This window comes from Rhizobium anhuiense bv. trifolii (assembly GCF_024346605.1).
In the GTDB taxonomy this organism is placed as follows: Bacteria; Pseudomonadota; Alphaproteobacteria; order Rhizobiales; family Rhizobiaceae; genus Rhizobium; species Rhizobium anhuiense.
The window spans coordinates 181,046-202,377 of record NZ_CP098802.1; the positions used below are offsets into that span (position 1 = coordinate 181,046).

Annotated in this window: 23 protein-coding genes and 2 pseudogenes; 9 read left to right on the forward strand and 16 right to left on the reverse strand. The window is 58.6% G+C overall.

Features of this window, described 5'->3' with window-relative positions:
* The 8 genes from trbL to traI are packed head-to-tail and all read right to left on the reverse strand — an operon-like array spanning position 1 to position 6,892.
* Positions 1-1,182 carry a P-type conjugative transfer protein TrbL gene (gene trbL, locus NE851_RS07825; protein WP_254956963.1) on the reverse strand — a complete coding sequence of 394 codons (1,182 nt, stop codon included), beginning with the start codon at positions 1,180-1,182 and terminating at the stop codon, positions 1-3.
* The gene (gene trbK / locus NE851_RS07830; protein ID WP_128408800.1) at positions 1,176-1,376 is read right to left on the reverse strand and encodes an entry exclusion protein TrbK; all 201 of its coding nucleotides are present in this window, start codon (positions 1,374-1,376) and stop codon (positions 1,176-1,178) included. Before trbK ends, trbL begins: the two co-directional genes overlap by 7 nt.
* Positions 1,373-2,176 (reverse strand): P-type conjugative transfer protein TrbJ, encoded by an 804-nt coding sequence (gene trbJ, locus NE851_RS07835; RefSeq protein ID WP_128408799.1) that lies wholly within the window; start codon positions 2,174-2,176, stop codon positions 1,373-1,375. Before trbJ ends, trbK begins: the two co-directional genes overlap by 4 nt.
* A complete protein-coding gene (locus NE851_RS07840) occupies positions 2,148-4,604 on the reverse strand; it encodes a conjugal transfer protein TrbE (protein WP_164015671.1) in 2,457 nt (818 codons plus the stop codon). Before NE851_RS07840 ends, trbJ begins: the two co-directional genes overlap by 29 nt.
* A gap of 10 nt (positions 4,605-4,614) precedes the next feature.
* Complete coding sequence (locus tag NE851_RS07845) at positions 4,615-4,914, reverse strand: conjugal transfer protein TrbD (protein WP_027681723.1); 300 nt, start codon at positions 4,912-4,914, stop codon at positions 4,615-4,617.
* Positions 4,907-5,290 carry a TrbC/VirB2 family protein gene (locus NE851_RS07850; RefSeq protein ID WP_128408797.1) on the reverse strand — a complete coding sequence of 128 codons (384 nt, stop codon included), beginning with the start codon at positions 5,288-5,290 and terminating at the stop codon, positions 4,907-4,909. The genes NE851_RS07845 and NE851_RS07850 overlap by 8 nt, the downstream gene beginning before the upstream one ends.
* On the reverse strand, positions 5,280-6,257 hold the full coding sequence (gene trbB / locus NE851_RS07855; protein ID WP_130692274.1) for a P-type conjugative transfer ATPase TrbB: 978 nt from the start codon (positions 6,255-6,257) through the stop codon (positions 5,280-5,282). Before trbB ends, NE851_RS07850 begins: the two co-directional genes overlap by 11 nt.
* A complete protein-coding gene (gene traI, locus NE851_RS07860) occupies positions 6,254-6,892 on the reverse strand; it encodes an acyl-homoserine-lactone synthase (RefSeq protein ID WP_063473646.1) in 639 nt (212 codons plus the stop codon). The genes trbB and traI overlap by 4 nt, the downstream gene beginning before the upstream one ends.
* A 200-nt stretch (positions 6,893-7,092) precedes the next feature.
* Here traI and NE851_RS35310 point away from each other — a divergent pair.
* The 6 genes and pseudogenes from NE851_RS35310 to repC form a co-directional block, all read left to right on the forward strand.
* A pseudogene (locus tag NE851_RS35310) lies at positions 7,093-7,287 on the forward strand (hypothetical protein); the annotation flags it as partial.
* An 82-nt stretch (positions 7,288-7,369) separates the two neighbouring features.
* Complete coding sequence (locus NE851_RS07865; RefSeq protein ID WP_245458276.1) at positions 7,370-7,582, forward strand: hypothetical protein; 213 nt, start codon at positions 7,370-7,372, stop codon at positions 7,580-7,582.
* Between the two features lie 5 nt (positions 7,583-7,587).
* Positions 7,588-7,766 (forward strand): annotated as a pseudogene (gene tnpB, locus NE851_RS35455) (IS66 family insertion sequence element accessory protein TnpB); the annotation flags it as partial.
* 727 nt (positions 7,767-8,493) lie between these two features.
* The gene (repA, locus tag NE851_RS07870) at positions 8,494-9,708 is read left to right on the forward strand and encodes a plasmid partitioning protein RepA (RefSeq protein WP_027691186.1); all 1,215 of its coding nucleotides are present in this window, start codon (positions 8,494-8,496) and stop codon (positions 9,706-9,708) included.
* Positions 9,705-10,727 (forward strand): plasmid partitioning protein RepB, encoded by a 1,023-nt coding sequence (gene repB, locus NE851_RS07875; protein WP_128408794.1) that lies wholly within the window; start codon positions 9,705-9,707, stop codon positions 10,725-10,727. Before repA ends, repB begins: the two co-directional genes overlap by 4 nt.
* Before the next feature lie 155 nt (positions 10,728-10,882).
* Complete coding sequence (repC, locus tag NE851_RS07880) at positions 10,883-12,187, forward strand: plasmid replication protein RepC (protein ID WP_254956392.1); 1,305 nt, start codon at positions 10,883-10,885, stop codon at positions 12,185-12,187.
* 1,321 nt (positions 12,188-13,508) lie between these two features.
* Here repC and NE851_RS07885 read toward each other — a convergent pair.
* The 4 genes from NE851_RS07885 to NE851_RS07900 form a co-directional block, all read right to left on the reverse strand.
* Positions 13,509-14,060: a DUF418 domain-containing protein gene (locus NE851_RS07885; protein ID WP_254956394.1), complete on the reverse strand. Its 552-nt coding sequence runs from the start codon at positions 14,058-14,060 to the stop codon at positions 13,509-13,511.
* 18 nt (positions 14,061-14,078) lie between these two features.
* Positions 14,079-15,230, reverse strand: a complete 1,152-nt coding sequence (locus tag NE851_RS07890) for a site-specific integrase (RefSeq protein ID WP_254956396.1) — start codon at positions 15,228-15,230, stop codon at positions 14,079-14,081.
* 323 nt (positions 15,231-15,553) lie between these two features.
* On the reverse strand, positions 15,554-16,828 hold the full coding sequence (locus NE851_RS07895) for an IS66 family transposase (RefSeq protein ID WP_254956398.1): 1,275 nt from the start codon (positions 16,826-16,828) through the stop codon (positions 15,554-15,556).
* Positions 16,829-16,844: 16 nt separating this feature from the next.
* The gene (locus NE851_RS07900) at positions 16,845-17,222 is read right to left on the reverse strand and encodes a hypothetical protein (protein WP_254956400.1); all 378 of its coding nucleotides are present in this window, start codon (positions 17,220-17,222) and stop codon (positions 16,845-16,847) included.
* A 35-nt stretch (positions 17,223-17,257) separates the two neighbouring features.
* Between NE851_RS07900 and NE851_RS07905 the strand changes: the two genes are divergently transcribed.
* A complete protein-coding gene (locus NE851_RS07905; RefSeq protein ID WP_254956402.1) occupies positions 17,258-17,443 on the forward strand; it encodes a hypothetical protein in 186 nt (61 codons plus the stop codon).
* 12 nt (positions 17,444-17,455) lie between these two features.
* Here NE851_RS07905 and NE851_RS07910 read toward each other — a convergent pair whose 3' ends face one another.
* From NE851_RS07910 to NE851_RS07920, 3 genes are read right to left on the reverse strand one after another with little or no spacing between them, the layout of a single operon-like run.
* Positions 17,456-18,871, reverse strand: coding sequence for an exonuclease domain-containing protein (locus tag NE851_RS07910; protein WP_254956403.1), 1,416 nt, complete (start codon positions 18,869-18,871; stop codon positions 17,456-17,458).
* On the reverse strand, positions 18,868-19,398 hold the full coding sequence (locus NE851_RS07915) for an ImmA/IrrE family metallo-endopeptidase (RefSeq protein ID WP_097614791.1): 531 nt from the start codon (positions 19,396-19,398) through the stop codon (positions 18,868-18,870). The genes NE851_RS07910 and NE851_RS07915 overlap by 4 nt, the downstream gene beginning before the upstream one ends.
* On the reverse strand, positions 19,395-19,739 hold the full coding sequence (locus tag NE851_RS07920; protein ID WP_254956405.1) for a helix-turn-helix domain-containing protein: 345 nt from the start codon (positions 19,737-19,739) through the stop codon (positions 19,395-19,397). The genes NE851_RS07915 and NE851_RS07920 overlap by 4 nt, the downstream gene beginning before the upstream one ends.
* A 195-nt stretch (positions 19,740-19,934) precedes the next feature.
* Here NE851_RS07920 and NE851_RS07925 point away from each other — a divergent pair, with 195 nt between their 5' ends.
* Both NE851_RS07925 and NE851_RS07930 read left to right on the forward strand, forming a co-directional pair.
* Positions 19,935-20,468: a hypothetical protein gene (locus NE851_RS07925; RefSeq protein ID WP_254956406.1), complete on the forward strand. Its 534-nt coding sequence runs from the start codon at positions 19,935-19,937 to the stop codon at positions 20,466-20,468.
* The gene (locus NE851_RS07930) at positions 20,465-20,941 is read left to right on the forward strand and encodes a DUF7665 family protein (protein ID WP_254956407.1); all 477 of its coding nucleotides are present in this window, start codon (positions 20,465-20,467) and stop codon (positions 20,939-20,941) included. Before NE851_RS07925 ends, NE851_RS07930 begins: the two co-directional genes overlap by 4 nt.
* Here NE851_RS07930 and NE851_RS07935 read toward each other — a convergent pair.
* The gene (locus NE851_RS07935) at positions 20,898-21,263 is read right to left on the reverse strand and encodes a hypothetical protein (protein WP_254956409.1); all 366 of its coding nucleotides are present in this window, start codon (positions 21,261-21,263) and stop codon (positions 20,898-20,900) included. The genes NE851_RS07930 and NE851_RS07935 overlap by 44 nt on opposite strands.
* Positions 21,264-21,332 lie beyond the last annotated feature (69 nt).

A 21,332-nucleotide genomic window follows, 5' to 3' on the forward strand; every position in this document is an offset into this window, starting at 1 on the left:
TTATGGTTTGTCGTTGCGTTCGGGAGGAGGTTTCGGTCCGCTATGACCGGCGCGCTGTTCATCGAGCTTCGCATTGGCCAGTCCGAGAATGGACCCGGCATAAGCGCCGGGAGAGCCAATTGCCTTTTCCTTCGCGGCAGCTCCGGCTGCTTGCGCGCCGGAAGAGAAGCTCGCGCCCACGCCGCGAAGAGCAGCACCTGCAACGGATGAACCGCCAGCTCGTGCTGCTTGGGCCGCAGCAAATCCCGCGCCGGCAGCGCCGGTGGCGAGGAAGCCAGCACCGGCCGCAAAAGACGCCACTTGCCCGCCGTGGCGGATCGCTTCCATTCCTCCGGACACCGATGCGCCCTGGACAACGCCCTGGATGATGTTCGGGACATACATCGCGATGATGAAGACGACGACGGAGATACCGGCGATGGCCAAGGTCGTGACGAACTGATCGGACGACGCGGTGGGCGCTTGGGCAAGGCCAAGCAGGACGTTCGATCCGATCTTGGCGATCATCACTAAGGCCATCAGCTTCATGCCGACGCCGAAGGCATAGACGAGGTAGCGAATGGCAAAGTCCTTCGTGAAGGAAGAGCCGCCCAGTCCGAGCATGATCATGCCGGCGAGCAGGCCGACATACATCTCAACCATGACCGACACGAAAATCGCTGCGACCAGTGAGAAGCAGATAACGACGATGCCCATCGCCAACACCGCCGCGATCGCAAGCGCATTGTCTTCGAACACCCCGAACTGTGCCTGCTCCGACATCTGCGAGGCGACCCGGATGCCTGCATCGAACACTTCCGCGGGCGACGCTGAACCAGCACCGGCGCCAATCTGGAAAAGACTATCAACCACCGCTCGCGCAAAGGTCGGACCTTGGCTCAGAACGAATGCGAAGAACCCGATGAACATGATCCGCCGCACCAGTTCGGCGAACCAGCTGTCCAGCGAGGCCGATTGGATCGCCAGCCAGACGGCCGCAATTCCGATCTCGATCGTTGCGAGAATCCAGAATAGGGATTTCGCCGCCTCCATGATGGTGGTCTCCCACCCCTTCGCAGCGGAGGAGACCTGATTTTCCAGTTCCGTGAGGACCTGCCCCTCCTGCGCGAATGCGGGAACAGCATAGGCGAGGAAAAAGAGACCTGTAATCAGGAAAGAACGCGCAACAGTTACATTCACCATCTCGGGCGCATCTCCTGGCCTTCCTTGATCGGCGGCAGATCCTTGTCGGAGCCGAAGAATTTTTCCCGGACGGCGCGCTGCTCCTCGGTGAGCGCAGGTATTCCGGTGTTTCGGGAATTGACGATCAGCACTGTCGCTGCAGACGATGCAGCGGCGACAGCCAACAGCAAGGCAATCAGAACGGAGCGGCTCACCATCGCGGTTCCATTTTCTGGCCTTCCGGAACGCTTTTGACCTCGGCGTTGAAGAACTTTTCCCGCCGCGCCTGCGCCAGGTCTTTGTCGGTCTGTTCCGTCTGAAGCCAGGTTCCCATCATTGTCATCTGTTGGGAGACGAGACCGCGAAGCTTCTGCATTTGTGCGACCTGTTGCGCTGCGATCTCGTGCCCGACCTGCAGAGCCTTCATCTGCCCGTCAGCTGTTTCGGACATCGACCGCAGCGAGGACATCGTGTCTTCCTCGCTATCGAACTGGTCGGCCGTGAGGCTCGCCGCTTTCAGCGAGCTGGCGATCGTGTCGCGGTTGGTGTTCGACCAGGACTGGTAGGTCGAGGAGAACGTCGCGTTGTCAGGCAAATTCGTCTTGAGATCGGCATAACTCTGAAACCGCTGCTGAAGAACGTCATCCGCATTCCCCATCGAAAAGGCGATGCCCTGTCCCTGGTCGACGATGCTGCGCAGCTGGTTGAGATCGCTTTCGACCTGACCCCAGACATGGTCAGGAAGCTGCGCAGTGTTTTGCACCATGTTCTCGTAGATCTTCAGCTGGTTCTGGATCTGCTCTGCAAGCTGGCTGATCTGAGTCAGCTGATTGTCGACCTGGATGCCGGAGCTTTTCATGAGATCTACGAGCTGCGCATTGTTGGCGAGCTGCGTCCATTCCGTCGCAGCGCCGGTGGCTGTCCCGGCTTGCACCGGACCTGCGGTTACGATCGTGAGCGTGGCGGCCGCTAGGCATGCAAACCATCTATACGTACTTGAGTAGCGATGCGGCATCGTGAACTCCTCTCGTTTCAAGCCAGTGGATCGGCCAGTCGCGGCCATGTTCGGATTTCAGTGCGCGGATGCGTTTGAGGTCCTCTTTGCCCGACGCGCCGACAAAGCTCAGCGCGACTGGCCCAAGCGACATGTTGAAGAGCCGCCGGCCTTCTGACGTGGCGACGTAGTATTCGCGCTTCGGCATGGCGGTAGCGACGATCTCGATCTGCCGCTCGTTGAAGCCGATGCGCTCGTAGAATTCACGCGTCCCAGACTCGCGGGCGGCGCCGTTCGGAAGGCAAATCTTGGTAGGGCAGGATTCCTTCAGCACGTCGATAATCCCGGATCGTTCTGCATCGGAGATTGATTGGGTCGCGAGAACGACGGCGCAATTCGCCTTGCGGAGCACCTTGAGCCACTCGCGAATCTTGTCGCGGAATACAGGGTGGCCGAGCATCAGCCACGCCTCGTCGAGCACGATCAGGCTCGGCGACCCATCCAAACGTTTTTCGATCCGGCGGAACAGGTAGGTGAGCACTGGCACGAGATTGCGCTCGCCCATATTCATCAGCTGCTCGATCTCGAAGGTCTGGAAGGCGCCGAGTGTGAGGCCGTCTTCTTCCGCATCGAGGAGCTGGCCCATTGGGCCATCGACGGTATAGTGATGCAGCGCGTCCTTGATCTCGCGAAGCTGCACGCCACTGACGAAATCCGAGAGCGAGCGACCGGATGCACTCGCCATCAGGCCGATCTGCCGAGAGATGGCGTTGCGATGATCTGGGGTGATGGTGACGCCCTGCAGGCCGACCAGCATCTCGATCCATTCCGTCGCCCAAGCCCGGTCGGCATCACTTTTAAGTTCGGACAATGGGCAAAAGGCCAACGCCCTCCCCTCTTCGGCATTGTCGCCGCCGATCTCATAGTGATCGCCGCCGGCTGCGAGCGTCAGGGGCAGAAGTGAACTGCCTTTGTCAAAGGCGAAGATCTGCGCATTTTCGTACCGGCGAAACTGCGCAGCGATCAGAGCCAGAAGCGTCGACTTACCCGAACCGGTCGGACCGAAGATCAGTGTGTGGCCGACATCATCGACATGCAGGTTCAGACGGAACGCCGTCGATCCGCTCGCAACCTGCATCAAGGGCGGGGCATTCGGTGGGTAAAACGGGCATGGGGAGATCGGGCTTCCGGACCAGACCGAGTTCAGCGGGATCAAGTCGGCGAGATTGCTGGTGTTGATCAGCGGCTCACGGATGTTGCAATACCAGTTGCCCGGCAGGCTGCCGAGATAGGCGTCAGTGGCGTTGAGCGTTTCAATCCGCGCCCCGAAACCTTCCGCCTGGATCAGCCGGCGGACCGCTTCCGCTTTCTCCTGGAGTGCCTCGCGATCGCTGTCGAACAGCACGACGACTGGCGTGTAATAGCCATAAGCAACCAGCTGCGACGAGGCCTGCGCGATCGCATCCTCAGTCTCGACCACCATGCTCATGGCGTCCTGATCCACTGACCGGCTTTGTGTCTGGAATATCTGGTCGAAGAACGGCCGGACCTTTTGCTGCCACTTCTTGCGGGTGCGTTCGAGCTTTTGCCGGGCCTCCTCGGCATCAAGGAAAATGAAACGCGATGACCACCGATAGGTCAGCGGCATCAGGTCTAGGCTGTTCAGAATACCGGGCCAGCTTTCGGCCGGCAGACCGTCGATCGCAACGACGCCGAGGAAACGGTTTTCGACCTTTGGCGTCAGTCCGTGCTCAAGCTCCGCAGTGGCGATCCAGTCGAGATACATGGGAACATCGGGAAGCCGGATTGGATGGCTTTCCCCGGTGGTGCAGAACCGCGCGAACTGCAGCAGCTCGTCGTATCGGGCGATTCGCTCCCCTCCCCTTTCGACCGTTTCGCGGGTTTCCATTCGCCGGATCGAAAGAGTGTTGGCAAAATACTGCTCAAGCTCTCGCACCGCGTTCTTGAACACGAATAGCACCGTGTCCGCGTAGGACTTCTTCCGACTTTCCTCGTCCGAATAGATGTATTTGCTGAGAGCAGTCTTCTTGGACTCGAGGGGCCGGTAGGTCAGGATTAGCGCATGCTTGCTCTCGAAATGCCCCTGCTCGCGCGCGAAATGCGCCCGACGCTCGGCATCGATTGCGAGGGTTACCGGGTCGGGGAAATGGCATCGATCTTCTGATGGATAGTCGACTGTCGGAATACGGATGGCCTCGACCTGGATCATCCAGCCGCTTCCGAGCCGAGACAGAACGGCATTGATCTGCCTCGACAGCTCGTTGCGCTCGAGGTCGGTCGCGCTTTCGGAGTCCGGGCCAGCGAAGTACCAGCCTGCCATCAGGCTTCCGTCCTTCAGGAGGAGGACACCATTGTCGACCAGGCCGGCATAAGGAACGAGATCGGCGAAGGACGGGCCGGTCACCCGGAAGCGTTTGAGAGCTACCATGGCCGCCTTCTCAGTACCGTCGCCACGGCGAAGTGGTCGCCTTGTAATAGGGCTTGTAGGAAATGTGCCTGATGTAGACTTGCCGCATCAGTGGGTCGGACTTCGCCATCATCCTGAGCAGCCCGACGATCACGACCCAGACAGCGACGCCGAAGAGTGCCGAATAGGCCGTAAGCACGACGAAGATCAGGATCACGGCCGCAAGGCCGGTGATCAGAACCAGCTCCCGGTCGGCGCCCATCAGCAGGTTCGGGCGCGACAGCGCGCGGTGGATGCGATTGCGCCGCAGGCCGGAAAGGGATTCAGCCATGATCTCCCTCCCCTCCTCCGTTCGCACCAATTGACGTGATCTGCGCATCGGTTAGCCCGATCGAAGCGCCGGTCGCACCGAACAGGCCGACGATGTTGGTAGCGCCGAGCAGGATGCCGGCGACGAGAACGACATACACAAGTCGCCGCGCGAAATCGTTGAGCTCGCCGCCGAAGATGAGCATGCCGCCGGCTATGGCCACGGCTGCCAGCGCGATTGCACCCGCGACCGGGCCTGTGATCGACTCCTGGATCTGTTGCAGCGGTCCTTCCCATGGGAGGCTGCCGCCGGAGCTGGCAAGCGCCGGCGCGACCGAGGCAAATACGATTGGCGCGGCCCAGAGCGCGGCGGCGATGAGGGTATGCTCACGCGACATGGCGCGCCTCCTGTTCTTCGGTGAACTGATCGGATTCGATCTCGTACCGTCCGTTGATGAACCGCTCGACTTGGATGATGTCGCGAACAAGCCGGCCACGCGGCGTCCGCTCGATCGAGATGACCAGGTCGACGGCCTCTCCGATCACCTCGTGCATCGGCTGCTGGCTTGCCTCGGCGGTCAGCTGTTCAAGCCGACGCAGCGCCGACATGGCGGTGTTCGAGTGAATGGTCGCCACGCCGCCCGGGTGGCCGGTGTTCCAGGCCTTGAGCAACGTCAGGGCCGCGCCGTCGCGAACTTCGCCAACGACTATCCGGTCGGGGCGCAAGCGCATAGTGCTCTTCAAGAGCCGGGCCATGTCGATCGAATCGCTGGTGTGGAGGAGAACGGCGTTCTCGGCCGCGCATTGGATTTCCGCGGTATCCTCAAGAATGACGAGTCGATCCTCCGGCGCAGACTTGACGATCTCGTCGATCACCGCATTCGCAAGCGTCGTCTTGCCCGAGCCCGTCCCCCCAGAAATGATGATGTTCAGCCTCGTGGAAATGGCACTGCGTATCGTTGCGGCGTGGTATTCTGTCATCACGCCGGTGCGAACATAGTCTTCGAGCGGAATGAGGCGCGACGCCCTGCGACGGATTATGAAGGCAGGCTTGGTGACAACGGGAGGCAACAGTCCCTCGAAGCGGTGGCCACCGATTGGCAGCTCCCCGGAGATGATTGGCTGTTCCGTGCCGACCTCTGACTGAAGCGCGTGCGCCACTGTACCGATCACCATCTCCGCTGCAGCGGATGACATCTCGCCCGCAGGCGCAACACCGTGACCTAGCCGTTCAATGAATAATTTGCCGTCCGGATTGAGCATGATTTCGACTACGTTCGCGTCGTCCAGGGCAACACAAAGCTGATCGCCGAGCGCCTCCTGAAGTTTGCGGACGAGCCGAGGGTGAGAGCGAAGCTGGTTCACGGATTTCTCCTTAGGCCGCCTGGCTGACAGGGGGCGAATTCAGAATGGTAGTTGGAGGGGCAAAGCCTGAGGAAGGTGTCTGCGTCGGCGGCCAGTGTCCCCGCGACGGCCATCGTCACGCCAATCTTCTTGGGTTCGCCCAAACGCTGCAGCGGCCATCCGACGCGAGCGAGGATTCGCTCAAACCTAAGATCGGTCACCGTGACAATCTCCGTATAGCCACTAGCGATGCACCATTCGATGATGCCAGCGAACATGGTGAGCGTCGCTTCATGAACCGAACCGTCGCCCCTCCCTTCCGTAATTCTCGTGTCGACGCAGAAGCGAGAACTCTCAACCATCGCGGCATGCCCCTTGAGTTGGCCGTCGGGGAGCAGCGACGGGAAAACGTCGGCCACCATTGTCGGTCCGAGCGCAGGAAGAAGCCTCGCGCACCCCGCCAATTCGCCCGTCTCTGCGACTGCGAGCACATAGGTCGGCCGAAGCGCGTCGAAACGATCGGACTCGCACCCGGCCATTACGTCCACTTCCCAACCCAGGCGATCGGAAAAGATCCGAGCACGAAGTTGGTAGTGGATGTGTAGGAGATGCGCCTCTAGGGTCGTCCGTGGTGTCGAGAGCGCGAGAATCTGCATGATTTTCTCCGTCATTGTTGGGCGGCTGGAAATCAGCACAGACTGGAATTGAGGGGAAGTTGTAGAATCCTACAAACTCGCTGGGAGAGGGTCGCGCTTCGACATATTCCAAATTTGTCGAATGCAGCCATATCGCCCCTGGAGAATGCCGGTAAACACTATCCTGATCCCCCATCGTCTGGCTCATCGCTTGATCATTCATGTTCAGCCTCGTGAGAGGGTTTAAACATGTGTCGATTCCCGAGCTTACGCTTAAATCCAAGGTGAGCTGGTACGCCGGATTGAGGTGTTCACTGGCAATTGCTGTCGTCGAGAATGGGGCGACGATCAGAAGGCGCGGATTATTGCGGAGAGTTGCGAGCCTTGGCGTGACGGCGTGCTCTGTGGCACGCCGGCATGGGTTGACGCCTAAGCAATTGTTCAGATGGCGGCGGCTCGCCGTGAAAGCCAGCGGAGATTCTGTGCTGGGAAGGTCCGATGTTTGCGCCAGCGGTCGTCGTGCCGCCCGAGAAGCCGGAGCCAAAGAAGGCGCGGCAGGCACTTTCGCCAAGAAAGGCTTCTCCGGAGGCGGCTATCAACTTGCAAATTGATGGAGCCACGTTGCGCATCGCCTCTGGCACCGATGACGCAACGATTGTCTCGCGCTATCCGGGCGTTGAAGGCTCAATGTTGGTACGTCGGGTGTGGTAAAGGTGATGATCGCCACTAATCCAGTCGACTTCCGCAATGCATGCTGATCTTCTGGGATGGCAGCGGCGTGTGCCGGGTTGCCAAGCGGCTTGAGGATGGCGAGTTCCATTGGCCTCGAGTGCAGGACGGCGCGATGCATCTGACGGCAGCACAGTTCTCAGTGCTGTTCGCGGGATTGGACTGGAAATGCGTTACCGTCCCAAGCGACAACTTGGCAAGGCCAATTGAGGGCCACGACCGGCCTGCGCCGATGGATTTGGTGTTTCATAGCTTGGGAAATGTCCTTTGTATTTGACTCGTCGACGCAAGACGGTTACACAGCGACGGAAGATATCCACCATGTGGTATAAAAACCGTCACGATGGAAATCAGAGCCACCCTGTAACGTTGTGAAGAATCACATGGAAACCACTTCGAAGCGCATTCAGCGCCATGCCAAGGAAGTCTGGGAACGCATGCAGGCGCGGGGGTGCCGTCCCCCGATCTTTGTGTCGCAGACTCCGCGATCGACGACTGCAGGTGAGGCGAACCCCCAATCCAGGGAGCGGAGCAAATGAGCCCCGTACGCAGCGCATACGCTCAAATGTTGTACGAACCGGCTAAGCTCTTCGAGGCGGATGGAGTCTCCGCCGTGCGAACGGTGGGTCATGCTCTCCCTATGCGCCGAAACGACAGGGAAGGTTGCAGGATTCACAGTAAAACAGATCATGAACTTACCGGGATATCGGCCTTGCTAAACCATAGATAAAGAACGTAAAAGTTCTCGTGTTTGGCGTGTACCGGGGTTTCGCGTTAACCTTTCGTTAACCTAAAAGCCCTTGCTCAAAAATTCGAATCGGCGCTTATTGCCGGTGGCGGAACTTTACTAGTTTCGCGAAAAATACCGCCAGTGGCAACAAATGGGTTTTGATATGGCGAAGGCCGCCGAAAAAGAAGTACCTGTAATTGAAGGATTGACAGCCTTGATGGAGCGTCATGCCAACGCTCTCTCCAGCCAACTTCAAGCACATCATCTTAAGGTCTTCCCACCGCATTCCGAGAAGGGCATTCGAACATTCGGGCCGTCCGAGGCGTCTAAGCTGCTGGGCGTTGGCGAGTCCTATTTGCGCCAGACCGCGTCGGAGATGCCAGAGTTGAATCTTAGCATGAGCCCCGGTGGCAGGCGAATGTTCTCAATTGAAGATATCCATGCGATTCGAAAGCATATGGACCGGGTCGGACGCGGGAACCGTCGCTACCTGCCGCATCGTCGAAACGGCGAGCAGCTCCAAGTTATATCTGTCATGAATTTCAAAGGTGGATCTGGCAAGACCACCACCGCCGCGCATTTGGCACAGTATCTCGCTATGCGCGGATATCGCGTCCTGGCCATAGATCTGGATCCCCAGGCGAGTCTTTCCGCGCTCTTCGGCAGCCAACCGGAAACCGACGTTGGTCCGAACCAGACGCTTTACGGCGCCATCAGATACGATGAAGAGCAGGTTCCTATCGAGCAGGTTGTCCGAGCAACGTATATCCCTGATCTCCACCTGATCCCGGGCAATCTTGAGCTGATGGAATTCGAGCACGACACGCCGCGTGCGCTGATGAAGCGCAAGGAAGGCGACACGCTCTTTTACGGTCGTATCAGTCAGGTGATCGAAGATATCGCTGACAACTACGACGTCGTGGTGATCGACTGCCCTCCCCAACTTGGTTACCTCACGCTTTCGGCTCTGACTGCCGCAACATCGATCCTAGTCACTGTCCATCCTCAGATGCTGGACGTGATGTCGATGAACCAGTTTCTGGCAATGACATCAAACCTTCTGCGCGAAATCGAGAACGCTGGCGCAGAGTTCAAGTTTAATTGGATGCGCTACTTGATAACCCGTTTCGAACCGAGCGATGGACCGCAAAATCAGATGGTCGGTTATCTGCGGTCTATTTTCGGCGAAAATGTTCTAAATTTTCCAATGCTTAAAACCACCGCGGTTTCGGATGCTGGTCTGACAAACCAGACCCTATTTGAAATCGAGCGTGGCCAGTTCACCCGTTCGACCTATGACCGAGCGTTGGAGGCGATGAATGCCGTCAACGACGAAATCGAAACACTGATCAAAAAAGCATGGGGTAGACCCACATGAGCCGGAAGCACATCCTTGGCGTCTCAACAGACGCGCCCGAAACGTCGTCCGCAGACTACAGGGCAGCAAAGAATCGATCCATGCCGCTTCTCGGGGTGGCAAGGAAGGAGCGCGATCCCGCAACGAAGCTCACAGCGAACATCGGAAACGCGCTGCGAGAGCAAAACGATCGTCTTAGCCGTGCCGAAGAGATCGAGCGGCGTCTTGCTGAAGGGCAGGTAGTGATAGAGTTGGATGCCTCGTCAATTGAGCCGTCTTTCGTGCAGGATCGTATGCCTGGGGACATCGAAGGGCTCGTTGCTTCGATCCGCGAGCAAGGACAGCAGGTCCCTATCCTTGTACGACCTCATCCGGACCAGCCCGCCCGATATCAGATTGCTTTCGGCCACCGCCGGCTGCGCGCAGTTTCAGAGCTCGGAATCCCGGTCAAGGCGGTTGTTCGCGAACTGACAGACGAGCAACTGGTCGTAGCGCAGGGTCAGGAAAACAATCAGCGCGAAGATCTTACCTTCATCGAAAAGGCGCGCTTCGCACATCACCTGAATAGGCAGTTTTCAAGAGAGATTGTCATCGCCGCGATGTCGATCGACAAGAGCAATTTGTCGAAGATGCTTCTGCTCGTGGACGCCCTCCCCTCTGAACTGATTGATGCTATTGGTGCGGCTCCTGGTGTTGGGCGGCCGAGTTGGCAACAACTTGCGGAACTGATCGAGAAAGCGCCTTCTCCGGCCGACGTGTCGAAATATGCGATGTCGGAGGAAGTTCAAGCGCTGCCATCGGCAGAACGGTTCAAGGCGGTCATCCTTAGTTTGAAGCCCAGTCGAATTGCGCGCGGATTACCTGAGGTCATGGCCACCCCAGATGGCACCAGAATTGCACAGGTGATGCAGAGCAAGGTCAAACTGGAAATCACGATTGACAGGAAGGCGATGCCTGATTTTGCGAAGTTCGTGCTCGAGCATGTGCCAGCGCTGTATCAAGCGTACAAGGTTGAGAACCAACTGAAACACGGAGAATAAACCGCAAAAGAAAAGAGCCCCCTCAACGTCGCCGTCGCGGAAGCCCTTCTGTCTCTGTAGCAAGAATAGAATCGCATTTCCTCGAATCCTCGTCAAGAGATTTTAGCGCCGTGTTGGTGAGTGGATTTCTTTTGCCTTTTTGAGAGGTGAAGACAATGCACACGGGAAGTGTAACGCCCTTCGGGCGGCGGTCGATGACGCTTGGCATGCTTGCAAATCAGGTCATGGCAAGGGAGATCAAACCCGATCAGTCGGTCGATAAGTGGAAATTGTTTCGCGCGCTATGCGAGGCAAAGGCGCTGCTTGGCATCGGCGATCGGGCGCTTGCCGTGCTCAACTCGCTTTTGACCTTTTATCCGAAGAATGAACTGGCCCAGGAAAACGGCTTGGTCGTCTTCCCGTCGAATATCCAGCTTTCGCTCAGAACGCATGGCATGGCCGAACAGACCGTTCGGCGCCATCTTGCCGCCCTCGTCGAGGCAGGTCTTCTGGTGCGTAAGGATAGCCCCAATGGCAAGCGCTATGTCCGCAGGGACAGCGCAGGGGAGATCGATGAAGCTTTTGGCTTCTCGCTCGCGCCACTGCTTGCTCGTGCCGAGGAGATCGAACAGCTTGCGGCCGCAGTGATGGCCGAGCGGCTGCATGTCCAGCGTCTGCGTGAACGCATCACCCTTTGCCGCCGTGACATTGCAAAACTGATCGAAGCGGCAGTTGAAGAGGAGATCCCCGGGGATTGGCAAGGCCTACACCGCGAATTCCGGGACCTGATCGAAGGCCTGCCGCGATCGCCGACGACAGCTCAGCTTGAACTGTTGCTGGATGAATTGACGGCCTTGCGCACAGATATTCTTAACCGGCTGGAAAACCAGGTTAAATCAACAAAACAGCGCGGCAATGCCAATTATATAGAGCGTCACATACAGAGTTCAAAACCCGAATCTATTTCTGAACTTGAACCAAGCTTCGAAACGAAGCAGGGGGCGATAGCTGAGCCAGACAACGACCGAGGGTCTCTGACGGCCGCGAAGGGAAGGGGTGAGACAGGCCATCCCTTCGCGCAGAAGGAGGAAGAGCAAAGTCGACGGCCGGGGGTCCGCAATGATGGTGGCGGACTGAAGTCCTTCCCGCTCGGCCTGGTTCTGCAAGCCTGCCCGGAAATCCTTGCCTATGGGCCAGATGGCTTAATCGGCAACTGGCGCGATCTGATGGCCGCAGCCGTCATCGTTCGATCGATGCTAGGCGTCAGTCCATCGGCCTACGAAGAGGCCGCCAATATGATGGGTCCGGAAAACGCCGCGACCGTGATGGCATGCATCCTGGAGCGAGGCGGCCACATTAATTCGGCCGGGGGCTATCTTCGTGACCTGACGCGGCGAAGCGAAAAGGGCGAATTCGCGATTGGGCCGATGCTGATGGCGTTGCTAAAGGCGAACGGACAGGGCAGGTTGAAGGTCGGGTAAAGCTTTGCTCATCGTCATTGATAGTGCTACTCAAAAGTTTTCGCGACGCCGAGACTAGTTTTCTTCGGTGGTCAACTGACCACCGACCTAAGTTACGGGAATTTAATGGTTTTTCGAAGTTAGTTTATGTCGGAGTTACATATGCGCCGCGTGGAACAAGTCTCGCCTCGAGGCAGAGCGCAAACATTCAGCTCGCGAGAGAGCCAAATTGAGACTTCAGAGTTCGCGAAGACGCGTCCCTTCGCCGCGGGCTCCTTGTGGGCCTGATCGCCAGCCGTCCCCATCGAGGCTATGCGCGCATATCATTTGAGGCAGAGACAGGCCCATCCCACTGAGATTTGTCAGCTTTGTCTAAACGAATCTCCGTCATCCCAGTCGAATTGGGTCGAAACTCGGAGCCCATTGGTTGTGGGGCATAGGCGGGTACAGCCGCGCAGTACACTGTTCGAGAAGTTGGGTCAGGGCGGATCATTGGCGAAACCGACGATAATCCCAGCGGGATAGCTACCTGCTAGCAGGTGGGCGCTTGCTTGACATGCTATAGACGATGTTGTTCCTCTACTCGCTGCGGTAGAGCCAGGACGGGTCGCACGGGACGCGGAATTGCGGGCAGCATGTGCCGGATCTATCCGACCTGGGCCGTAACAACCTTCGTGGCGCTGCTGTTCAGCGCAAACACGATCAACATCGGCGGCGATCTCGCAGCTATGGGCGAGGCGGCGGAGTTGGTACCGGGTCCGGGCCGCCAGGTATTCCCACTGCTGGTCGCGGTAAGTTCCCGGATCCTCCAGGTGGTGCTGTCCCTTTTCACTGGACCGGCGTCGCGGTTTCGAACGGTGATCCCGCAGCTCGCGCTGACGGCAGCGAAGGCGCTCTTCGGCACCACTAATATTCGCGCTATTCAGCCCGGGTATCATCGGCACATGGCTGCTCGCCATGCCTGTACTGGCAGGATCGGCAGCCTACGCCATATGCGATCCGCCGGTGGAAAACCGGACTGTAGCACAAGCCGCGGAGGCGGTTGGGCTCTACACAGTTGTCGGGCTCGCCGTTCTCGTGGCTTCGCGGCCGGCTTTTCGCCAATCGATCTAAGCCGGGCGCGCGCCTGCTGGTGGCGAGCTCCTCCCCGGAATCTAATGTCGGCACGGTTTAAGGCGCCTCCGACCAGAACACTCTGGCGCTGTACTCGTGACGGTCAAGGGCAGGTCGCGTCGCGATTGATCGTCGGCCCACTTGACCGTCACTGCGCGCGTCGGGCACGAAGGCAGGTCGGTATCACAGCACCCTACAAGGGTAGATCGGAGTCGGGGCGACGTGGTGCTTAGAGGATGTGACGCGCGAGATCTGTGATCCTACCCATCAGTACTTCCATCGGTCCTCGTTGGAAGGCGCGCAGCCAAAGCACCGCGAAAGTGCTTGTAGCCACGACGAAGCCAAGGAGCATAGACAGGCTCCCGTCTTCTCCAGCCGAATCTATTCCCATAACGCGCAGGAGATAGGCTATTCCCACAATGTGCAGCACATAGACCGTCAACGACATCGAGCCGACCGCGACTACTGGCCGAAACATCTTTCGCAAACGCGGGAGCGAATCCATAGCAAGCCAGCAAGCCGCCAAGACAATCATTGCGCAACCGGTGTTGCCCAGGATCGAGAACGTCGTCTCGCTGTGAGGTGCGGCAACCGATAGCGACCAGGGACAGTCGAGATCCCACAACAACCCGGGAGACTCCCGCAAAGCGGTGGGTACATCAGGCAGAAAAAGCAGCGCGAGCCAAGACACTCCATAGCCCAACATGGCTAGCGCGATCCCCGCTAGACCAAGCCGCCAATGCATTGCTTGCGTATTAAGGCGAAGGCGCGCGATGGCCATGCCTGTGATCATGTGCGATTAGGCGAGAAGACGCGACGCCTGACCTTCCCGCCGGGTTGCGCTGTTATAGTAACTTGATGCCTGTTGCACCGAACGGTGGCGCGACTGCTCCATCGCCTCGGGCAAGGGAATGCCGCGGTTCGCCGTCTCGGTCAGATAGCCTGAGCGCAACCCATGCGCCGAAAACTCTCCACTATCCAATCCGGCCATCTCGACCCGCTGCTTGAGGATCGCATTGATCGATTGCGGATCGATCGCCCGCCGCGAAACCGTCCCCCACCGCCCGATCGCCCGAAACACGCTCCCGCTCTCGATCTTCGCCGCCGCCATCCAGGCATTGAGTGCCTCTACCGGCCGGCCCGTCAGATAGACGACGTCGTCCTGTTCGCCGCTGCTGGTTTTGGTGCGACCGAGATGGATGGCGAGGGAGGGGAGGGGGGTACCATTCTCGACCGGGATCGGCGGCTCGATTGTCAACTGCTCCTTGCGCAGCCCGGCGATTTCGCTCCGCCTTCTGCCGCCGGAGGCAAAGGCCACCATCAGGATCGCCCGGTCGCGCAGATCACGCAGGCTATCGGTCGCGCAGGTCGCCAGCAATTTGGCCAGCACGTCGCCGGTGACCGCCTTGGCGCTCTTGCGAAGACGTTGTCTTGGCGCGGCTCGGATCGCCAGCCGAATGGCTGATTTAAGGGCAGGCGAGGCGAAGGCGCCGTCAAAACCGCGCCATTTGCTCAGCGTCGACCAGTTGGCCAGCCGCCGGCGCACGGTGGCTGGCGCGTGCGGGCCGACGGACTTGAGAAACCCCTGGCTTCGAAGGTTTTGGTCGACATCGGCCGGCATGCCGTGATCGGCATCGGTCTCGCGGTGTTGCGGGTCCCAGAGGTGATGGGCGACGAATTTCAACAGCAGTGCTTCGGGCGCCGGCCAGGGAAGGGTGCACCCGGTCGCCGCCAATCCCCAGGCTTCGAGGTAAGCGAGATCGGAGGTCAGGGCCCGCAATGTGTTGTCGCCCATGCCCTGGTTGACGAGATGGCGCAGCGTCTCGACGTCGTGGTCGGTGAGCAGCTCGGCGAGTTCGTCGCGGCGTTCCAGCGGCAGCACGGCGGCGATCGTGTCGAGCTCCTCGGCGCGACGCTCGACGGCGGTCAGTGATGTTTTGAGTTTGGTCACGGACGCTCCAAAAAACTGTTTCGGCGGTCTCCAGGACCGCGATTTGCACCGATCCTTCCTGATTTGCGGGGCAAAATCAATCTACCATCGATAACCAGTACTTATCGATGGTTAGAGCCGCCGCAAAACGTTGTATGAGTTACGGAAAAAAATGGCGATTTAGGTTCCTTATGGAAAAAGAATAGCGTTAATTCATTTGGTTAACGGAACAGAAACGGGGGAACTTTATTTGCGAACGAAGATAAGCGGGGCTGATTTGGTGGCTATGCCGACACAATCAGCATTTCTGACGTAGAGCAGGGCGCTCGAAGGGCCGAGAGCGTTCAGGCGCTTGCTGCAACCAGGGAGGCGAGGGGTGCAACAGTATGATCTTCGTCACTGATACCCAGCCGATCGCCGAGATAGTGCCAGAACGACAGGCCGAGCTTTTGGCAGGTCTTTATCAGCATGCTATCGCGCGCCTGCCGACCGTTGCTACTGAGCGTGCCGCCGGAAATCTTTCGCTTGATGACAAGTCCGCGCAGATCTCTTTCCGACGCATTGGTATGGAGCGGGGTTTCAGGCCGCTCCAGAACCCGCAGCAGTTCGGCCTTGCGGCGACCCAGTCGAAACAGCAGTTTGTCGAGGTCGCCATAACCGGTTCGCAGCGAAAAGATCCGATCGAACCGGGCCTGAAGGCCCCGGGCTGCACGGGGATCAGGTCTTCGCTGATAGGCTTTCAGAGCCTTGTAAAAGTGCCAGACAAGATCGCGCAGGGTTTCGACGTGTTTCACCTGCCGCGGCGTCGCCGGCTTCAGCTTGTGCAGCAACCGCTCTGCGTGGATCCGGCACAGCGCATGGGTGCCGACGCGGAATTGTCCGGCATCGTCGGATACGATTACCGCATTGCCGACCAGACCATGATGGCGGATAGCGCCCCAGATGCCGGCCTCGGCAAACGGGCGGACTATTTCCTTGTCGAAGATGTCGATACCATTGGCGGCCAGATACTCGAGAAACGGAACCTGATTGGCAAACCGCCGCGGTTCGCATGTCTTCAAACGCGCCAGAAGGGCGGGGTCCACCTGACGGGTTTCCAGAAAGGTGAAGGCGGCATCGTTGAGAACATAGTCCTGATAGTTGCCGCGCAGCAGGGCCAGAAAGTTCAGCCGCGACTTCGACGGCGTTGTGCGGAAGGCGGTGAAATGTTCGCCTCCGATCTGTGTCGTATGGAAATTGCGATTGGCATGGCGGGCACCTGTATCGTCGACCGTGACAAAGGGAGCCGAGACCAGGCCCGCATGCAGCACGGCGGCATCCTCGGCATGAAAGCCATCCAGCCGCTGCGTCAAAAACCGGATGACCTGGCGTTTGGTCGCGATCATCGCTAGCGATGACGCTGTAATTTCGACACCGACATCGTTCAGCAAGGTCGTCAATCGCTGCGTTGTGACCTGCCCATGGCTATGAAGCATCAGGCAGAAGCGACGCAGACTGGCGCCGTAGCCGCCCTTTATCCCTGCTGGCAGCGGCGCAATGATCGTGCGTCCTTCCGGTGTCACCCAGCATTCGCGGCGATACCGCACCACTTCGGCCCGCACAACCAGATCCCGGACCACGCAATCCTTGTAGCCTTTAAACCGCGACCCAGGTGGGGCTCTGGCAGGCAGCACCTCTTCGCGCGTGGCGCTCCCGTGTCGCCCTTCGGCCCGCGACGCCGCGCAGGCTTTCGGCCGCCGGCACCGCCTTGTCGCTCGTTGCCTGCTCCATGCCCGATGGTCTGAACGGTGGGCGTGGCGGCAGGTTTTTAAGCGCAATCTCATCGCGCAGAAGCTGGTTGTCGACCTTCAGCCGCGTGTTCTCTACCCTGAGCAGGTCGTTTTCTTCTCGAAGCTTTCGGTTGTCAGCCTCGAGCGCCTCAATCCGGATTTCTGCCCGATCGGCCCGCGCCACAAGTCCCGTCACCAATTCCCGCAGCGCCTTCAGCGACAGCGTATCAGCATGCTCGACCATGGGGAGGCGGCGCTTCGTCATAAAGGAAGTGAATTATGATTCACAAAAAATCGGAATCCCCCGTGCCACCAGATTTGCTCCAGTTACCGAACGAAGCGCTCGATGACACCTCGCGGGCTGCGTGCCGGATCGTCGGCGATCTCGGCATGCGCGAGACGAAGCGGAGGGTGAGGTTTTGGGGTTCGGTCCATCTCCAGTTCACCGCCTTCCGGGATGCGTGACAGGATAAAGCGTTACGCTGCCGTGCCCATTGCGATCCGTCTGGCTTCGGTGTCTAGGTAGTGTAGGAACTGGCGCTGACGGATCAGTTGCTCGCCATCGAGCCCGGCGGAGATCAATCGTTCAGCTTCCTGGCGCGCTGCGGGAATTGAACGCCATCGGGATTTCGCCTCGACTGGAGCCATTAGGCGATCATGAAGTTCAGTCTGCCAGGTTTGACGCAGGTCGACAGACATTAGATCAGGACGCTCAAAATAGATTAGCCGCAGCGCTAGGCGGCGATATCGTTGGTCTTGAAAATTGCGTGCCAAGGCCGCCTTTTGCTCCCAGTGGGCACTGTGAAACTGTGCCATGAGAGCTTTGTCCTGCGGCGGCGGAAATCCGTCTTGGTAGAGTTGCTCCTCGACGTGGGGAGAGGGTGGATATACCTTCTGAGCTGCCTGCGCGGCCCGGCGGAGTCTATCTTGAAAGGATCGATCTTCCCGGAGGCTAGTGACGCGTTCAAGCACTTCCGCCTCGTCAAAGGGCGCAAAGTGTTCGGGCAGCGCATCGTAGAGTGCCCAAAGCGTTGGCGCGGCATTCGTACGTACCGTCACAATCGGCCGCTGCGGTGACTTGCACAGTACAACAAGATCATCGTCCGAAAGCCTGCCGAGCAAGTCAAGGTCGGCAGTGAGATCAAGGCAATATTGGCGTGTCGCTTGCTCGCTATGTTGTCCAATACGGGTAACGATGCGTGTGCGATGTTGGTTGCCGACCATCTCCGACACTAGGAATGCGTCTTCGTCGGTGACGAAGGCCTCAACGCTTGCTTTCTGGCTGAAGCGCATGAATTGCGACCAGATTTCTGGAGCGCGCGTCCGAATAACATTGCACAGCGCGTGCATCGTGAGCACATCCGCCATTGCGTCATGTGCCAATGCTACCGTCAGGCCGTTTGCCTCCGCCAGGGGCTTCAGCTTGAACACAGTACGCCCGTGCTCGTCCAACGCAGGCTGCAAGACGTCTGGACGTAGCGCTGCTGTTAGTCGGCAAAGGCCGAGCACGTCAGCGCGTGCGCTACCTTGTGTGTTGGTGAGATAGGGGTCCTGGAGGCACTGGTAAAAAGCATGGCGTAAAAACTCCTCATCGAAGGACAAGGAGTTGAAGCCGAGAAAAAGTGCCGGGCGCCATGATTGAAGCACCCGATGGATTTCAGTCACCATTTCCAGATGAGAAGGAAGCGATGGGTCAGTGAGCTGATCGATTCCGAGCTCCGTTACGTGTAACGCTTCAGGAGACGGAATTATATGAGGCATTAACCGGCAGCGTAGCTGTATGCGGTCAATGATCCTCAGGTCGGCGTCGGTTCGCACACCTGCGAAATGCACTATTTGGTCGAAGTGTTTCGCCAATCCGGTCGTTTCGACGTCGTAGAGGACAAAGCTCACCCGGCCCCTCCCAAGGAATCTAGTCGAAAACGCATTGCAGCCTCGCTCACGCGAAACCGCTTAGCAAGCCCGGCGACTGCTTCGTCGTCTTCGAGGTCAATCGATCGGCCATCCAGGATCGCCAGCAGAAGGTCCTGAGGCATGAGAAGTTCGGCGGCGAAAGTGTTCGCTTCAATTTCGATTGGGTCGGTGCCGGCGGCGGAGATAGCATCGCGCCGTAGCGATCCTCGGTCCACGTGCACCGCGTTTTCCAGCTCCGGTCCGTGAAGTTGGACATGGGCCAATTCATGGGCAAGGGTGAATCGTTGACGGTTTGGTGCGTGAAGCGTATTTATGCCAACGATCGGCAGGCCTTCGCGCACATAAACGAGGCCCGATAGTTCGCCGTCTAGCGGTGCGTATTCGACGCGGATGCCCAGGGCTTTCACGATCCGCTCCAGTGGCACAGGTACAGATTTGACTGAAAATTTGGTCAGCAATTGCCGCGCGGCTTGCGTCGCCTTTTCTTTTTCAGCGCTTCTGGTCATGGATTTCGCTTCCTTAGAACCTCTTCCGCAAATGCAGAGGCTAAAAGGCTCTCCACGGACGACTGCTGTTGCGGACTAAGTACGGTGCCACCAGTCACCTTTATTTCGGGAAGCGGCTCAGCCGGTGTCCATGTTTCAGGTACTAACTCAAGAATGGAATTCAGCTTGAGCGCATGTACAAGTGCAAAGAGCTGGTGCACCATAATCCGTTGTCTGCCGCTTTCGAGGTTGGCGAGCGACGCTCGCGATAGGCCAAGCTTCGTCGCGACCTCGGCCTGGGTCATGCCGAGTTCGTCGCGACGCTTGGCAACCGCCCGACCAAGACGGCGATAAAGTTCCATGTCTGACATTGCTGTAAACTGCAGCTTATCGGCTGTGTTTGTCAAGTTGACATTATGTGTGTTTACCACAAACACGTGTAAAAGATTAGATAGTGGTATTGACGAACGGCGGCGTTGGCCCCATCTTTAAGAGGTGCCGGATGGGGATGGTCTCCATGGCGAAGCAAGAGGCCACGAGCCTCGGGAGACTGTTCAATGACGGATATTGTTGATGACGACCTGACCCAGAGTGCGTCGGCGCTGAAGGTCAAGGTTCCCGTGAAGACTGGTCACGGAGACGAGAAAGTAATCGAACTCGACCTTGGTGATCGGGTAACTATTATTCTTGATCTCATTGCCTTTGAGCGCGGCTGTTCGGTTGAAGAACTGATTCTGATCCGCGAGGGCGATGAAGAGCCGATCACCGAAGTTGTGGTGGTCGACTCCGACTATCCGCACAAGCGTCGGCACCACGTCCACCACGCTGGCGAGGTCGTCGTGACGGTCTACTATCAGGCTCGCGAGGAGAGGCGCGGCTTCAAGCGTTCCGCGACCGTCGAAGCCGTCCTCGCTTGGGCGATCAAGGTGTTCAATATCGACCCGAGCATGGCGACTGAGTTCGAGTTGACGCGCCACGGAGAGAAACAGGAGTTGCCGGGCTCCGAGCACGTCGGCCATTTGGCCGGTCGCCATCGCGAGCTCGCTCTCGATCTCGTTCGTGGCGATATCGCCAACGGGGCTTCCACATGATCGCCGATCCGAGCGCCGCCCGCGTTGCGGCCGACCTTCAGGAAGTCGCGTTCCTCAGCGGTTGCGATGCAGGGCGCTGGCGCATTATCGTATTTTCTTTTCCGACACTTGACTTCGCCATCACGGCGACCGAGCCGGATGGCCGAACGAGCGAGTACGGTTTTCGCGCCGAACTCACCAACTACCCGGCGGTGGCTCCGCAGGTGCAGATCTGGGATCATGCCCGGAACTGCCCCTTGTCGCCCACCATGCGGCCAAAAGGCGGTCCTCGCGTGCAGAAAACTTTTCAGCACTGGGGTTCTGACACGGTGTACCGCCCCTGGGATCGCATGACTGGCCCGCACGGCGACAACGCCGGGATGTTCCCGCACCTTGCTTGGCGACCCGATCGTCACCTCTCTTTCGTTTTCGAGGACCTCTATGGCATCCTTAATAGCAACGCTCGCGCGCAGCCTCTTCGGGCCACCGCCTGAAATCCTGTGTGACCGCAAAATTTGGACTGCCGGTGTCGCGGAACTCCACCGCCGGACCTACAGCCGGCGCGAAAGTGGCGCCTTCCTTCTGGGTAGGAGGGACAAACAACGCCGGATCGAAGAGTTCGTCTTCTATGATGACATCGACCCGCATGCGCTGGATACCGGCATCGTTGAAATCGATGGACGCCGGCTCGGAGCTCTCTGGACGCACTGCCGCGATACAGGTCGTGAAGTCGTTGCTGACGTCCACGTTCATCCGGCTGGCTTTGGCCAAAGCGCCTCCGACAAAGCGAATCCCATTGTGGCGGAGATCGGCCACATCGCGATCATCCTGCCGCACTTTGCCGGACGCGCCACAATGCCCGGAAGTATCGGCGTATACGAATAT